The sequence below is a fragment of the Hydrogenophaga sp. genome (assembly GCF_030373245.1).
Taxonomy (GTDB): Bacteria; Pseudomonadota; Gammaproteobacteria; order Burkholderiales; family Burkholderiaceae_C; genus Hydrogenophaga.
In genome coordinates this window covers 705923-719299 of sequence record NZ_JAUCZF010000001.1, presented here as the reverse complement: position 1 = coordinate 719299, position 13377 = coordinate 705923, and the positions used below count along the sequence as shown (strand labels likewise).

14 protein-coding genes are annotated in these 13377 nt (G+C 66.0%); 6 read left to right on the top strand and 8 right to left on the bottom strand.

All coding sequences use genetic code 11. The features are described 5' to 3' along the window. Positions 1-18: 18 nt before the first annotated feature. The 5 genes from ampD to ccsA are packed head-to-tail and all read right to left on the bottom strand — an operon-like array spanning position 19 to position 4983. On the bottom strand, positions 19-636 hold the full coding sequence (gene ampD / locus QUV25_RS03480; protein ID WP_300861335.1) for a 1,6-anhydro-N-acetylmuramyl-L-alanine amidase AmpD: 618 nt from the start codon (positions 634-636) through the stop codon (positions 19-21). Continuing rightward, on the bottom strand, positions 620-2098 hold the full coding sequence (locus QUV25_RS03475) for a sigma-54 dependent transcriptional regulator (protein WP_300861334.1): 1479 nt from the start codon (positions 2096-2098) through the stop codon (positions 620-622). The genes ampD and QUV25_RS03475 overlap by 17 nt, the downstream gene beginning before the upstream one ends. Positions 2099-2108: 10 nt before the next feature. Further along, positions 2109-3899, bottom strand: a complete 1791-nt coding sequence (locus QUV25_RS03470; RefSeq protein ID WP_300861332.1) for an ATP-binding protein — start codon at positions 3897-3899, stop codon at positions 2109-2111. A 42-nt stretch (positions 3900-3941) separates the two neighbouring features. Then, positions 3942-4181, bottom strand: a complete 240-nt coding sequence (locus QUV25_RS03465; RefSeq protein ID WP_300861330.1) for a PP0621 family protein — start codon at positions 4179-4181, stop codon at positions 3942-3944. Between the two features lies 1 nt (position 4182). Further along, positions 4183-4983, bottom strand: coding sequence for a cytochrome c biogenesis protein CcsA (gene ccsA, locus QUV25_RS03460; protein ID WP_300861329.1), 801 nt, complete (start codon positions 4981-4983; stop codon positions 4183-4185). 162 nt (positions 4984-5145) lie between these two features. Here ccsA and ffh point away from each other — a divergent pair, with 162 nt between their 5' ends. The 3 genes from ffh to QUV25_RS03445 all read left to right on the top strand — a co-directional run bounded on the left by ffh (position 5146) and on the right by QUV25_RS03445 (position 7543). Next, on the top strand, positions 5146-6516 hold the full coding sequence (ffh, locus tag QUV25_RS03455; protein WP_300861327.1) for a signal recognition particle protein: 1371 nt from the start codon (positions 5146-5148) through the stop codon (positions 6514-6516). 46 nt (positions 6517-6562) lie between these two features. Continuing rightward, positions 6563-7183 carry a hypothetical protein gene (locus QUV25_RS03450; RefSeq protein WP_300861325.1) on the top strand — a complete coding sequence of 207 codons (621 nt, stop codon included), beginning with the start codon at positions 6563-6565 and terminating at the stop codon, positions 7181-7183. Positions 7184-7306: 123 nt separating this feature from the next. Further along, a complete protein-coding gene (locus QUV25_RS03445; protein ID WP_300861324.1) occupies positions 7307-7543 on the top strand; it encodes a hypothetical protein in 237 nt (78 codons plus the stop codon). Between the two features lie 24 nt (positions 7544-7567). On the opposite strand, the gene miaB is transcribed toward QUV25_RS03445, so the two are convergent. From miaB to QUV25_RS03430, 3 genes are all read right to left on the bottom strand, one after another. Beyond that, positions 7568-8920: a tRNA (N6-isopentenyl adenosine(37)-C2)-methylthiotransferase MiaB gene (miaB, locus tag QUV25_RS03440; RefSeq protein WP_300861322.1), complete on the bottom strand. Its 1353-nt coding sequence runs from the start codon at positions 8918-8920 to the stop codon at positions 7568-7570. Between the two features lie 98 nt (positions 8921-9018). Further along, the gene (locus QUV25_RS03435; RefSeq protein ID WP_300861321.1) at positions 9019-9384 is read right to left on the bottom strand and encodes a hypothetical protein; all 366 of its coding nucleotides are present in this window, start codon (positions 9382-9384) and stop codon (positions 9019-9021) included. Between the two features lie 105 nt (positions 9385-9489). Continuing rightward, entirely contained in the window at positions 9490-9822 is a 333-nt protein-coding gene (locus QUV25_RS03430) for a hypothetical protein (RefSeq protein ID WP_300861319.1), read from the bottom strand. 117 nt (positions 9823-9939) lie between these two features. Between QUV25_RS03430 and QUV25_RS03425 the strand changes: the two genes are divergently transcribed. The 3 genes from QUV25_RS03425 to QUV25_RS03415 are packed head-to-tail and all read left to right on the top strand — an operon-like array spanning position 9940 to position 13350. Next, entirely contained in the window at positions 9940-10500 is a 561-nt protein-coding gene (locus QUV25_RS03425; protein ID WP_300861318.1) for a lipocalin family protein, read from the top strand. A gap of 13 nt (positions 10501-10513) precedes the next feature. Continuing rightward, complete coding sequence (locus QUV25_RS03420; protein WP_300861316.1) at positions 10514-12043, top strand: FAD-binding domain-containing protein; 1530 nt, start codon at positions 10514-10516, stop codon at positions 12041-12043. Continuing rightward, positions 12043-13350 carry a DASH family cryptochrome gene (locus QUV25_RS03415; protein ID WP_300861315.1) on the top strand — a complete coding sequence of 436 codons (1308 nt, stop codon included), beginning with the start codon at positions 12043-12045 and terminating at the stop codon, positions 13348-13350. Before QUV25_RS03420 ends, QUV25_RS03415 begins: the two co-directional genes overlap by 1 nt. Positions 13351-13377 lie beyond the last annotated feature (27 nt).

Below are 13377 nucleotides of genomic sequence, written 5' to 3'. Positions count from 1 at the left end.
GCGCGATGCCGCGAGCGCTTAGGCCAGCTGGGTGGGCGCGCCTTCGTCGGGCTGGGGAAAACACGGATCAGGCCAGCCGAGCCGTTGTTGTAGAGCAGCCCAGTCGAATCCCGCGCCTGGGTCTTGTTTGCGCCCGGGCGCGATGTGTTCGTGGCCCGCAATCGCGTTGATCGGATAGCGAGCGGCCAAGTGCTGACAAAGCGTGGAAAGCGTGATGTATTGCACGGCTTCGAAGCGCTCGCCTTCGAGCCCTTCGAGTTCAATACCCACCGAATGGTCGTTGCAGTTGGATCGCCCGCGCCAGCACGACGCGCCGGCATGCCAGGCGCGCGCGTCGGCGTCGACAAACTGAATCAGCTCGCCGTCGCGGCGGATGAAAAAGTGCGAGGAGACTTCCATGCCGCGGATCTGCTCGAAGTAAGGGTGAGCTTCCCAGTCCAGCTGGTTGGTGAAGAGCTGCTCCACCTCCGGCCCGCCGTAAACGCCCGGCGGCAGGCTGATGGAGTGCACCACGATCAGATCGATCGCCTCGCCGGGTGGGCGCGACCCGAAGTTGGGTGAGGGGCTGTGCCGGGCCGAGGTCAGCCAACCGCCGGTCCAGCCGGGGACGTTCGTGGCGTCAACCAGCATCGCCATCGTCGAGCGCGGGATCGGACGGCATGGTGATGCCGAGTCGCTGGATGCGGTAGCGCATCTGCCGCAGGTTCAGCCCCAGGCGGGCAGCCGCCGCAGTGCGGTTGAAGTCCGCCTCTTTCAAGGCTTTGAGCAGCACCAGGCGCTCCTGGTTGTCTAGGAACGCCTGCAGGTCACCCGGGATGCTGTGGCCGGCTTCAATGGGCCCGGCATCGGGCGCCGGCTGCGCCGGTAGCGCCAGCTGGGGCGCAGCGTCGCCGTCGTCCAGCGCTCCAAAATCGTCGGGTTCCAGCGAAGGACCCTGGCTCATGGCCAAAGCACGTTGCAAGAGATTTTCAAGTTCGCGCACATTGCCTGCCAGTTCGTGCGCCTGCAGCCACATCAACGCGGCAGGAGAGACCGAGGGCACGGGCGCGCCGGACTCGTCGCAAAGCCGGCGCAGCAGTGCCTCGATCAGGGCGGGCAGGTCTTCACGTCGTTCGCGCAGTGCCGGCGTGCGCAACTCGATCACGTTGAGCCGGTAAAACAGATCCTGGCGGAAATCCCCGCTGGCCACCAGCGCCGCGAGATCGCGGTGGGTGGCGCTCACCAGCCGGACATCGACCGCGTCTTCCTGCACGCCACCCAGCGCCCGCACCCGGCGTTCCTGGATCACCCGCAGCAGCTTAGCCTGCATGGCCAAGGGTAGGTCGCCGATCTCGTCGAGAAAGAGGGTGCCGCCCTGAGCTGCCTGGAAATAACCTTCGCGGTCTTGACTGGCGCCGGTGAATGCGCCCTTACGGGCACCGAAAAACTCCGACTCAATCAGGTTTTCTGGAATAGCGCCGCAGTTGACCGCCACAAACGGACCGTTGGCTCGGTGGCTGCACTCGTGCACCGCCCGTGCCACCAGTTCCTTGCCGGTCCCGGACTCGCCGAGGATCAGTACCGGAGCCATGCTGGTGGCCACCTTTTCGATGCGCTCCTTGATCTGCAGCACGCTGGGTGCGTTGCCGACGATGCGCGCCAGAGACCGCACGCCGCCGGCTGGCGGAGGCGCGGTGCGTGCGATGCTGGTCTGCGGGTTGCGCGTCGCGTCGGGCAGCTGGCGCTGGCTGGCCTGTGCGGCGCTCACCGCGGCGCGCAGCTGTTTGAGATCAACCGGCTTGGTGAGGTAGTCGAAGGCGCCAGACTTGAGCGACTCCACCGCGTTTTCGGCCGAGCCGTAGGCGGTGATGACGATGCACTTTTCAGTTCGCTGGTTGGTATTGAGCTCGCGCAGCAGCTCCAGTCCCAGGCCGTCGGGCAGGCGCATGTCGGTGATCAGCACATCAAAACGCTGTTGGGCCAGGCATTCGCGAGCCTGCGCCAGGTCGCCGGCGGCGGCTACCTGGTGACCTTCGCGCAGCAGGGTGAGTTCGTACAGGGTGCGCAGGTCGGGTTCGTCGTCGACGACCAGCACCGAGGTGGGGACATTCACAGACATTCGGGGCAGCTTAGCGGATCGTGAGCGGCGGATCGCCGGGGCGGCTGTGGGGAGGCAGCGGGCGCGCCGGCACCGAGTCCGGGTAGCCCAGGTTCTGCTGCACTGGCAATCGCTGGCCTTCGGCCGCCGGCATCACGATGTAGAACTCATTGCCTTCACGCTGGTCGAGCAAGGCGCGCTGGTAGGCGATCTCGGCGCCATAGCGTTCACAGAGTTCGCGGCAGATATAGAGGCCGAGTCCGCTGGACCTGCTCTCGGAGGAGAAGAAGGGTTCAAACAGGTGCCGTCGCACGCTGGCTTCCAGCGGTGCGCCGTCGCTCCACACCGACAGGCGCACCCGGTCCGACGCGCTGGACTGGGTGATGACACGGATCGATGCCCGTTGTTTGCTGGCATGGCGCAAGGCGTTGTCCAGCAGGTTCACCAGCAGGCGACGCAGGTGTTCAGGGTCAAACCCGACCATCACCGATGGCGCGTGAGCATGCACGCTGAGCCATTCCTGGGCCTGGTTCTGGCGACTCCATTCGTGCGTGATCTGGCGCATGGTCTGGTCCAGCGGCAGGCTGGGCTGACTGGCCAGCGCCTGGTCCGGTCGCACGCGCGCCACGTTCAGAATGTCGTCCACGATGCGCGCGAGGCGTTGCGCGTTCTGGTCGATCATCTGGGTCAACCGTTTCTGGGCGGGCGATTGCACCTCTTCATCGAGCAACGCGTTGGCCTGGGTGATGGCGGACAGCGGATTGCGAATCTCGTGCGCTACAGCAGCCGACATTCGACCCATGGAGGCCAGTTTCTCCGTGCGCACTTGGGCTTCGATCTCGCGCTGGTCTTCCAGAAACAGCACACAAAGCCCGCCGTTCCGTCCCGAGGCTGCAGTCAGCCGGCTGCGGGCAAACAACCGGTGGGTGGTCAGCTCGTCAAGCTCGATGCTGAGCTCGGTTTCCAACGGATGGCCCAAAGTGAAGGTCTCGTTGACCAGGTTGGCCAGGCCTGCCCAGCTGTCGCGCGCCGAAAGCAGCAGCTTGGCGGCGTGGGGGTAACGATCGCCCATGAGCATGCCTTGTGCGGCCGGATTGGCGCTGCGCACCACGCCGTCCCGATCCACCACCAACACGCCTTCACTGAGGCTTTCGATGACGAGCTCGTTCACCTGCGCCTGGGTGCGGGCGGCGGCCTGGCTGCTTTGGGCCACCGCTTCCTCGCGCGCCAGCCGCAGGGCAAGCTGGTTGGCCAGAAAGGCCACGATGAAAAAGCCGGTGCCCGTCAGGGCGGTCTGCAGGAATCGCGACGTGGAAATGTCGCTCAGCAGCGGCGCACTGAGCCAGGCCTCGCCCAGCAGGTACAGGGTGACCAGGGCGGCCGTGCCGAGGGCGAGCACCAGGGGCCCGAGGATCGATGCCAGCAGCACCGGCAGCGCAAACAGTGGCGTGTAGTTGATGCCGCCTTGCTGGAAAGTTTGCAGCACGGCGAACACCAGCACGTCCACCCCAATGGTGAAAAGCCATTGCAATCGAACCGGTTTGCCGGGCTGGATGGGGCGCGACCAGAGCAACACAGCCAGCGCGGCACTGAGGTGAGCTGCGCACAAGGCCACCAACCAGGGCGGACCACCCGTGCCGGTAAGCACGACAAAGGCCTGCAACAGCAGCAGCACGCCAGCGATGAACACGCGGGCGCGCATGAAGGCGCGCCAGAGCCGCACAAAGGAGCGCACCCGTTGCTCGCGGCCATGGGAACTGGTGCTCTCCAGTGCCGAGAACCAGGACGGCGCGAATTGAGAGCTCTGTTCGTATTGCGCCATGTCAGCTTTCGGCGAGGGGCTGCTCAGGCCCGGCCTGGCGCGTCATCTGCCGCTGCCCTCGCGCTGCGCTTTGTGTTCGGCGCAGCAATACGGCCCCAGGCGGCCGCTGATCGATTCGTTTTCCGGCAGGTGGGTGCCGCATTGCTCGCAAGCCACCATGATGCCGGGCTTGGGCAGCGGCTTGCGGGGGGGCGGCGCAGACGCATCACGCTCGGCCTGGCGGCCGCTGCGCCAGACATAAAAGGCGACCAGCACCACCGCGATGACAAGCAGGTATTTCATGTCAGCTGCGTCCGAGCACCACTTCGAGCACGAAGCGCGAGCCCACGTAGCCCAGCAAGAGGAAGCCTGCGCTCAGGTACAGCGTGCGGATGGCGGTGCGACCGCGCCAGCCCATGCGCCAGCGGCCCCACAGCAGCGCGCCCATGGTGATCCACGACAACACGGTGAAGATGGTCTTGTGGTTCCAGTCGAATCGGTTGTTGAACACTTCCGAAAACCACCAGCCGGCGGCCAGGGTGGCGCTGAGCAACACAAAACCCGCACCCACGAAGCGGAAGGTCAGGCGCTCCAGGGTCAGCAGCGGCATGCTTGTCTCCGACGCCGTACCCAGCCGCATCGCCTTTTCGGCTCGCTGCATCATCCAGGCATGCACCACCGCCACACCGATCAGGCCGTAGGACGCGATGCCCAGCGCCCAGTGCATGGGCAGCCAGCCCGATGGCAGGGTCGGGTGCGTGGCGCCGGGAAACAGCAGCGCCAGCAAGATGGCCAACGTGCCCAACACCGCCAGCGGCCACCGGGCGCGCAGCTGGGGAAACAGTCGGCTCTCGATCAGGTACACCGTGAACACCAGCCACGCGGTGACGGATAAGGCAGGTCCAAAACCAAAGCGCACCGGGTGGTCGGTGAGCCCGACGGTGAGCACCAGCAGGTGCAGCAGCCAGGCGATGGCGAGCAGGGTGCGCGTCTGCGCAGCGCTCAACCGCGGGTAGGCCCAGGCCAGCACTGCGTAGGCCAATGCCGCCACTGCAGACAGCAGGGCCGCGGGCGGATTCGTGGTCAGGGCGGGCAGCAGGTTCATCGGTGCTTGATGGGCGCGATGCGGGCGCAAGGGGAGGGCGCAGGGGCGCCGCTAAAATTGAGATCACAGTTTAACGGGCTTGTCCGCTTGAAGACCGGGCGGCCCGCCGGGTTGGTGTGCCGGTTTTCCCGCCCCACCGCCCAGCACCCACCCGAGCGCACCATGGCATCAGCCCTTTCCGACCGACTCTCCCGCATCGTCAAAGAGATGCGGGGGCAGGCCCGCATCACCGAAAGCAATGTCACCGACATGCTGCGCGAGGTGCGCATGGCGCTGCTGGAGGCCGACGTGGCCCTGCCGGTGGTGCGCGATTTCATCGCGCGGGTGAAAGAAAAGGCGCTCGGCCAGGAGGTGGTGGGATCGCTCACGCCCGGTCAGGCGCTGGTGGCCATCGTCAACCGTGAGCTGGCCGCCACCATGGGCGAGGGCGTGGCCGACATCAACCTCGCCGCTCAGCCGCCAGCCGTGATCCTCATGGCCGGCCTGCAAGGTGCCGGCAAGACCACCACCACCGCCAAGCTGGCCAAACACCTGATCGACAAGCGCAAGAAAAAGGTGCTGACCGTCTCGGGTGACGTTTACCGGCCCGCCGCGATTGAGCAGCTGAAGACCGTGACCGCGCAGGCAGGCGCTGAGTGGTTCCCCAGCACGCCTGATCAGAAGCCGGCCGACATCGCGCGCGCCGCCATCGACTACGCCAAGAAACATTTTTTCGACGTGCTGCTGGTCGATACCGCCGGTCGTCTCGCGATCGACGAGGCGTTGATGCGGGAAATCCAGGAGCTGCACGCGATCCTCAAGCCGGTGGAGACCCTGTTTGTGGTGGACGCCATGCAAGGCCAGGACGCCGTCAACACCGCCAAGGCGTTCAGCGACGCGTTGCCACTCACGGGCATTGTGCTGACCAAAACCGATGGCGACTCGCGCGGCGGTGCGGCGCTGTCGGTGCGCGCGGTCACCGGTGCGCCGATCAAGTTTGCAGGTGTCTCCGAGAAGATCGACGGCCTCGAAGTGTTTGACGCCGAGCGCCACGCCGGCCGCATCCTGGGCATGGGCGACATCCTGGCCCTGGTCGAACAGGTCACGGCGGGCGTGGACATGGCCTCCGCGCAGAAGCTGGCGGCCAAGGTCAAGAGCGGCGGGGGCTTCGATCTCAACGATTTTCTGGAGCAGATCCGCCAGATGAAGCAGATGGGTGGCCTCTCCAGCCTGATGGACAAGCTGCCCAGCGCGCTCTCGGCCAAGGCGGGTCAGATGGACATGGGCAAGGCCGAGAAAGACATCGCGCGCAAGGAAGGCATCATCTGCAGCATGACGCTCAAGGAGCGGCGCAAACCCGAAATCATCAAGGCCACCCGCAAGCGCCGCATCGCCAACGGCGCGGGCGTGCACGTGCAGGAAGTCAATCGCCTGCTCAAGGAGTTTGAGCAGATGCAGGGCATGATGAAGCAGATGAAGGGCGGCGGCCTGATGAAGATGATGAAGAAGATGGGCGGCATGAAAGGCATGCCCAAGCTGCCTGGCATGGGTTGACCGAAGTCAAGCCCCCGGTCCCCTGGGCCGCCCATACTGGGGCGCCATGCTCTTCGCCATCGAACTTGTCCTCTCGCTGATCGCACTGGTCGTGGCGCTGTGGCTGCGGCCCTGGCGCATGCTGCGCGGCGCGCTTCTCACGCCAACGCTGGCGGCCCTGGTCGTGCTGCCTGGCCTGTGGTTGCTGCCGCAGACCTTGCCGCAAGGTCTTCAGATCCAGCTCTCGGGCGCCTGCCTGCTGGTGCTCATGCTGGGCTGGCCGCTGGCGGTCCTTGTGCTCGCCGGGGTCGCCTTGTCGGTTGGGCTGCTGGGGCAAGCCGATTTGGCCGCGGTGGTGTCGCAATGGCTCTGGGTGGGACTGATGCCAGCCACGGTGGCCATGGTCATTGGCGCTGTGTTGCGCCGCTGGTTACCGGCCAACCTCTTTATCTACACCCTGGGCCGTGCCTTCATGGGTACCGCCGTCGCCGTGTTTTTCTCGGGCTTCATGATGGAGTTGCTGCACCGACTGGCTGGCGCGCCAGCCATGGAGCAGGCGCTGGTGGGCCGCTGGTTGATGGCCTGGGGCGATGCGTTTCTGACCGGCATGTTCGCGACCATCTTCGTTGCGTTTGTCCCGCAGTGGCTCGCCACTTGGTCGGACGCGCGTTACCTCGATAGCCGCTGAAGAGCATGGCCAAAACCCCGCGCTGAGCACAGGAACCTGTGCTCAGCTGTGTGGTGAGTCGGGGTTCGGCGCAGGATGCAGGGGCCAGCATGTTCTGGCAGCATTCTTTGACGAAGGATTCCCATGAAAAACCTGATGATTGGCCTGACCGTGCTGTTTTCCGGTGCTGCCATGGCGCACGGCTGCCCCGGTGAAATGAAGGCCATTGATGCCAAGCTGGCGACCCAACCTGCGATGAGCGCAGACGCCAAGGCTCAGGTCACGACCTTGCGGGCCGATGGCGAACGGCTTCACAAAGCTGGTGACCACACCGGCTCCATGAAGGCGCTGGCCGACGCCAAGAAACTGCTCGGCCTCTGAGCGATCGGTGAATGGCGGGCCGGCTCATGCCGGCTCGCTCACCACCACTTCGCCGCGCAACGAGTGCGCCTGGGTGCTGGTGATGCGCACCTTGATCATCTGGCCCACCAGGCGCGCAGCGTTGGGTCCGGCCGGAAAATTCACCACGCGGTTGCACTCGGTGCGGCCCATGAGCTCGGGCACTTCGGCACTGGACTTGCGCGATGGACCTTCGACCAGGATGCGCTGCACCGTGTCCTGTCGGCTGGCGCTGATGCGCTTCACGTTGGCTTCGATCGTGGCCTGCAGGTGCTGCAGGCGCTTGAGCTTGACGGCGTGGGGCGTGTCGTCGGGCAAGTTGGCGGCCGGCGTGCCGGGGCGCGGGCTGAAGATGAACGAAAAGCTGATGTCGAAGCCCACGTCGTCGATCAGCTTCATCATCTTGCCGAAATCGTCTTCGGTCTCGCCCGGAAAGCCGACGATGAAGTCGCTGCTCATGGACAGATCGGGGCGGATGGCGCGCAGCTTGCGCACTGTGCTCTTGTATTCCATAGCGGTGTAGCCGCGCTTCATGGCCATTAGGATGCGGTCGCTGCCGTGCTGCACCGGCAGGTGCAGGTGGTTCACCAGCTTGGGAATGCGCGCGTAGGCCTCGATCAGGCGCGGCGTGAATTCGTTGGGGTGGCTGGTGGTGTAGCGAATGCGCTCGATGCCGGGGATGTCGGCCACGTATTCGAGCAGCAGAGCAAAGTCGGCGATTTCGCCGCTGTTGCCCATGGGGCCGCGGTAGGCGTTGACGTTCTGCCCCAGCAGGTTGACCTCGCGCACGCCCTGGTCAGCCAGGCCGGCGATCTCCACCAGCACATCGTCAAACGGGCGGCTCACCTCTTCGCCGCGGGTGTAGGGCACGACGCAGTAGCTGCAGTACTTGCTGCAGCCTTCCATGATGGAGACGAAGGCGCTGGCGCCATCGACCCGCGCTGGCGGCAGGTGGTCGAACTTTTCAATTTCGGGAAAGCTGATGTCGACTTGCGGCTTCGATTGCTTCGCGCGTGCGTTCAGCAGCTCAGGCAGGCGGTGCAGCGTTTGCGGGCCGAACACCACGTCCACATAAGGCGCGCGCTTGATGATCTCGGCGCCTTCCTGGCTGGCCACGCAGCCGCCCACGCCGATCAATACGCCCTTTTTCTTCAGGTGCTGCACCCGGCCCAGGTCGGAAAAAACTTTTTCCTGCGCCTTTTCGCGCACCGAGCAGGTGTTGAACAGGATGAGGTCGGCCTCGTCCACGTTCTGCGTGGGTTCGTACCCCTGGGCGGCGTGCATGACGTCGGCCATCTTGTCCGAGTCGTACTCGTTCATCTGGCAGCCAAAGGTTTTGATGAAGACTTTTTTGCTCATGAGGCGAGTGCAGACGGCGTCTGGCAGGGGGTGCAAAAGGCACGATGACCGCAGGACACGGGCGGGGGCAACGGTGGGGGCGCGGTGGGCGCCCGCGCTCAGAAATCGCGGTCGCTTGCGCGGGGGCGCTTGAGCGCCGCCTCGGCTGGGGTCAGGATCCACACGTCGTGCACCAGGCCGCTGGTCTCCAGCGTGTAGTTCACGGTGAGTTCCTGGTTCACCAGCGTGGCCGACAAGGCCATCATGTTGTTGGCGCCACGGATGCGGGAGCCGGGCGACAGGCGGGCGGGTCGGCCGTCCATGGTGATCTCGGGGGGTTGCAGCACCACCAGGGTGCCGCGCAAAGCGCTGGCCGGAAAATCGCGTGGGGTGACGTTCTGAGCCAGGGCCGTGCCACCAGCTGCACACAGCAGGGCAACGGCGATCAGGCGGCGGCGAAACGAGAGGGTGGCGCAGCGGTTCATGGTGTGTGTCCAGAGGCTGAAGGTGAGGCGGCACGGCGTGCCACAGGGTGCGCCGATTGTCGCATGATGACCCGCCAGGCCGCCGTGCCACGGCGGCGCCGCGGCTCAGGGTGCCGGGCGGTCGGCGTCGTTCAGCGGGTAAGGGTCGGCCACGTAGGCCGGCCCCTTCATGACCAGCACGATGAAGGCCCCAATGGCCACCGTGAGCACCGCCGTCCAGTGCAGGATGACCAGGCTGATGAGGTAGATGTCCACCGTGGTGATGCGTGTGGATACCTCGACCTCGCTGCCACTCCAGGGCAGCCACCGCATCACCCCCGCCAGCAGGGCAGCCAGCGCCGTGCCGACCCACAAAACGCGGGGCAGGCGACGCAGGATCTGGCGCTCTAGGCCGGCGTGCGACTTTTGAAAACCGGGCAGGGTGTTGAACCAGGACATGTTGGGCATCGGGCCGAAAGGGTGTGGCGGCAAAGAATCATGATAAAACCAAGCTCGTGGTTTGTCCAAGACAAACGGCCTTCGCCGTTCCGGCGACTTCGTTTTAGGAACCTGCACATGCACACACCCTCGCTCGTCCGCTGGCGCCGCGCGCTGGCTCTCTTGCTGCTGGCAGCAGGCGCATTGCTGGCTGGCTGTTCCACCGCGCCACCCGCTGGCGTCAGCGTGGTCAAGCCGTTTGACGTTAACCGCTACCTGGGCACCTGGCTGGAGGTGGCACGGCTGGATCACCGTTTCGAACGCGGCCTGAGCCGGGTGAGCGCCACCTACAGTCTCAACGTCGACGGCAGCGTCAAGGTGCTCAATCGCGGCTACAACGTCGAGAAGGGCGCCTGGAGCGAGGCCGAGGGCCGAGCGGTGTTCACGGGTGATGCCAACACCGCCTCGCTCAAGGTCTCGTTCTTCGGCCCGTTCTACGGTGGCTACCATGTGATGGCGCTCGATCCAGGTTACCGCTGGGCGATGGTGATCGGCCCTGATCCAAGCTACCTCTGGATTCTGTCGCGCGAGGCGCAGCTGCCAGCAGGCGTGCGCGAGCGCCTGCTGGCGCAGGCCGCGCAAGCCGGCGTCAACACGGCTGAGCTGATCTGGGTCGATCACACGCCACTGCAGCGCTGATCTGGAGTGGGCCATGGCGCTCAAGGTGGTCTGGTTCAAACGCGACTTGCGGATGCACGACCACGCAGCCCTGTCCGCTGCAGCGAAGCAGGGTCCGGTGTTGTGCCTTTACGTGGTCGAGCCGGTTGTCTGGCGGCAGTCTGACGCCGCCACCCAGCACTTGCGCTTCGTTCGTGAAAGCCTGCGCGATCTGGATCGGTCGCTGAGTGAGCGGGGAGCACGGCTGACGGTGGTCACCGGTGAAGTGACCGATGTGCTGGAGCGGCTGATGCTGGCCCAGCCGTTTGACCAGCTTCATTCGCATGAAGAGACCGGCAACGGCGTGACCTACTCCCGCGATCAGGCGGTGCGGCGCTGGTGTCGCGAGCGGGGCGTGGTCTGGACTGAGTGGTCGCAGTTCGGTGTGGTGCGGCGCCTGCCCAGCCGAGACGGCTGGGCGCAGCATTGGGAAGCTCATGTGCAGGCGCCTCAGCTCTTCGCGCCCGAGCGACTGCGCTCGGAGAATTTGCCCTGGGTCGAACCGGAGGCACCACACCCAGCGGCGCTGGGCCTGAGCGAGGGCGATCACCCGCAGCGACAACGCGGAGGTCGAACGCACGCGACGCGGGTGCTGCACGAGTTCCTGAACGAGCGCAGCCTGAGCTATCGGGGCGGCATTTCTTCACCCCTTTCGGCGCCCACCGCCTGTTCGCGGCTCTCGCCCTACTTGGCCTACGGGTGCCTGAGCCTGCGCGAGGTGGTGCAGGCCACGCGCGCGCGCCTGGCAACGTTGCCGCCTGAGGCGCGCCACCACCGGCTCGGCCTGGAAGCCTTTGTGAGCCGGCTCGCCTGGCATTGCCACTTCATCCAGAAGCTCGAAGACGAGCCCGAACTGGAGTGGCGCAACCTGCACTGCGGCTACGACGGCTTGCGGGAAGATCACTTCAACCCGGCACACTTCTCCGCGCTCACCGAAGGCCGCACCGGATGGCCGCTGGTTGACGCGTGCGTGGCGATGTTGCGCGAGACCGGTTGGCTCAACTTCCGCATGCGCGCCATGCTGGTCTCGGTGGCGTCGTACCCGCTGTGGCTGCACTGGCGGCCGGTGGGCGAGTGGCTGGCGCGGCAGTTTCTGGACTACGAGCCCGGCATTCACTGGAGCCAGCTGCAGATGCAGAGCGGCACCACCGGCATCAACACCACCCGCGTCTACAACCCCATCAAACAGGCGCGCGACCACGATCCGCAAGGCGACTTCGTGCGTCGCTGGCTGCCCGTGCTGCAGCGCGTGCCCGATGCGTGGCTGTTCGAGCCCTGGCGCATGCCCGAGTCTGTGCAAGCGCGCTGCGGCGTGTGCGTGGGGGTGGACTGGCCGCTGCCGGTGGTGGATCTGGAGCGGGCCACGCGCGAGGCCAAGACCCGGTTGCACCAACGCCGTGCCCTGCCCGAGGTGAAAGCCGGCGAGGCCGACATCGTGCGCCGTCACGGCTCGCGCTCGCGGGCGGCCGAGCAGACCGGACGCACGCGCTCGGCCGCCGAGGCGGCACAACAAAGCCTGTTCTGATGCCGGCGGTCCTGCACTGGTTTCGCCACGACCTGCGCCTGCACGACAACGCGGCGCTGAAGGCCTCGCTGGCGCTCGCCGAGCGCAAAGGCCTGGCGTGGTTGCCCGTGTGGTGGGCGGGTGAACGCTGGTCGGGTGTTTCGCCCTGGGGCATGCCGCGCGCGGGCGCCCATCGCCAAGCCTTCCTGAATCAGGCACTGGCCGATCTGGACCGGTCGCTGCGAGCATGGGGCAGCGGCTTGATGGTGCTGCGCGATCCGTCGCCGCAGCCTTTGCTGGATCTGGCGCAATCGGCAGGCGCTGTGGCGGTGGTGGCCGAGGACATCGCTGCGCCGGATGAGCAGGCCGAGGTCGCCGTGCTCGAAGCGAAGGGGCTGGCGGTGCAGACGGTCTGGCAGTCCAGTTTGCTCGATCCTGCAGATCTCCCGTGGGAGGCCCATGCGGTGCCCGATGTGTTCACCGTGTTTCGCCAGGGTGTGGAGCGCGCAGGCGTGCGGGTGCCCGAGCCGCGGCCGGCACCCACGCGCTGCCCGCCTTGGCCCGAAGCCCTTGCGCGGCCACTTCACTTGTCGGCACCCGGGGCCTTGCCACCGGGTGCCATCGATGCCCGATCGTCTTTCCCCTACGGCCAAGCCAGCTGGAATGGCGGTGAAACCGCGGCCCTTGGCCATCTGGCGCAGTACCTGGCGCGCAATCTGCCCCACACCTACAAGACCACGCGCAACCAGCTCAGCGGCGCCGACTTCTCCAGCAAATGGTCGCCCTGGCTGGCCAGTGGTGCGATGTCGCCGCGCGCTGCCCTGGCGGCCTTGCTAAGCTTCGAAGCCGAACGCGGGGCCAGCGACGGCAGCTACTGGCTGTGGTTCGAGTTGCTCTGGCGCGACCACTTTCGACTCATGCACCGCAAGCACGGACGTCGCCTGTACCGCGCGCAAGGCCTTTCTGAGCGACCCGAACACCGTGCGCCCAGGCTCAACGCCAGCAAGTTCGCGCAGTGGTGCGCTGGCCAGACCGGACAGTTGCTGGTCGACGCCGGGATGCGCGAGCTGAGCCGCACCGGATTTTTGTCCAACCGCATGCGCCAGATCGTGGCCAGCTACTGGATGCATGGAATGGGTGGCGACTGGCGCGCAGGCGCGGCCTGGTTCGAATCGCAGCTGCTGGATTTTGATGTGCACAGCAACACCGGCAACTGGCTGTACATCGCTGGTCGCGGGACCGATCCGCGCGGCGGGCGGGCGTTTGACCTTGCCGTGCAGGCGAAGCGGCACGATCCAGACGGTGTCTACCAGGCCATGTGGCGCTGAGCGGGGTCACAATCGCGGCCAAGGAGA

Bases quoted from the DNA above. Each gene is read 5' to 3' on its own strand.
- ampD (WP_300861335.1), bottom strand. From the start codon at position 636: ATGGCGATGCTGGTTGACGCCACGAACGTCCCCGGCTGGACCGGCGGT.
- QUV25_RS03475 (WP_300861334.1), bottom strand. From the start codon at position 2,098: ATGTCTGTGAATGTCCCCACCTCGGTGCTGGTCGTCGACGACGAACCC.
- QUV25_RS03470 (WP_300861332.1), bottom strand. From the start codon at position 3,899: ATGGCGCAATACGAACAGAGCTCTCAATTCGCGCCGTCCTGGTTCTCG.
- QUV25_RS03465 (WP_300861330.1), bottom strand. From the start codon at position 4,181: ATGAAATACCTGCTTGTCATCGCGGTGGTGCTGGTCGCCTTTTATGTC.
- ccsA (WP_300861329.1), bottom strand. From the start codon at position 4,983: ATGAACCTGCTGCCCGCCCTGACCACGAATCCGCCCGCGGCCCTGCTG.
- ffh (WP_300861327.1), top strand. From the start codon at position 5,146: ATGGCATCAGCCCTTTCCGACCGACTCTCCCGCATCGTCAAAGAGATG.
- QUV25_RS03450 (WP_300861325.1), top strand. From the start codon at position 6,563: ATGCTCTTCGCCATCGAACTTGTCCTCTCGCTGATCGCACTGGTCGTG.
- QUV25_RS03445 (WP_300861324.1), top strand. From the start codon at position 7,307: ATGAAAAACCTGATGATTGGCCTGACCGTGCTGTTTTCCGGTGCTGCC.
- miaB (WP_300861322.1), bottom strand. From the start codon at position 8,920: ATGAGCAAAAAAGTCTTCATCAAAACCTTTGGCTGCCAGATGAACGAG.
- QUV25_RS03435 (WP_300861321.1), bottom strand. From the start codon at position 9,384: ATGAACCGCTGCGCCACCCTCTCGTTTCGCCGCCGCCTGATCGCCGTT.
- QUV25_RS03430 (WP_300861319.1), bottom strand. From the start codon at position 9,822: ATGTCCTGGTTCAACACCCTGCCCGGTTTTCAAAAGTCGCACGCCGGC.
- QUV25_RS03425 (WP_300861318.1), top strand. From the start codon at position 9,940: ATGCACACACCCTCGCTCGTCCGCTGGCGCCGCGCGCTGGCTCTCTTG.
- QUV25_RS03420 (WP_300861316.1), top strand. From the start codon at position 10,514: ATGGCGCTCAAGGTGGTCTGGTTCAAACGCGACTTGCGGATGCACGAC.
- QUV25_RS03415 (WP_300861315.1), top strand. From the start codon at position 12,043: ATGCCGGCGGTCCTGCACTGGTTTCGCCACGACCTGCGCCTGCACGAC.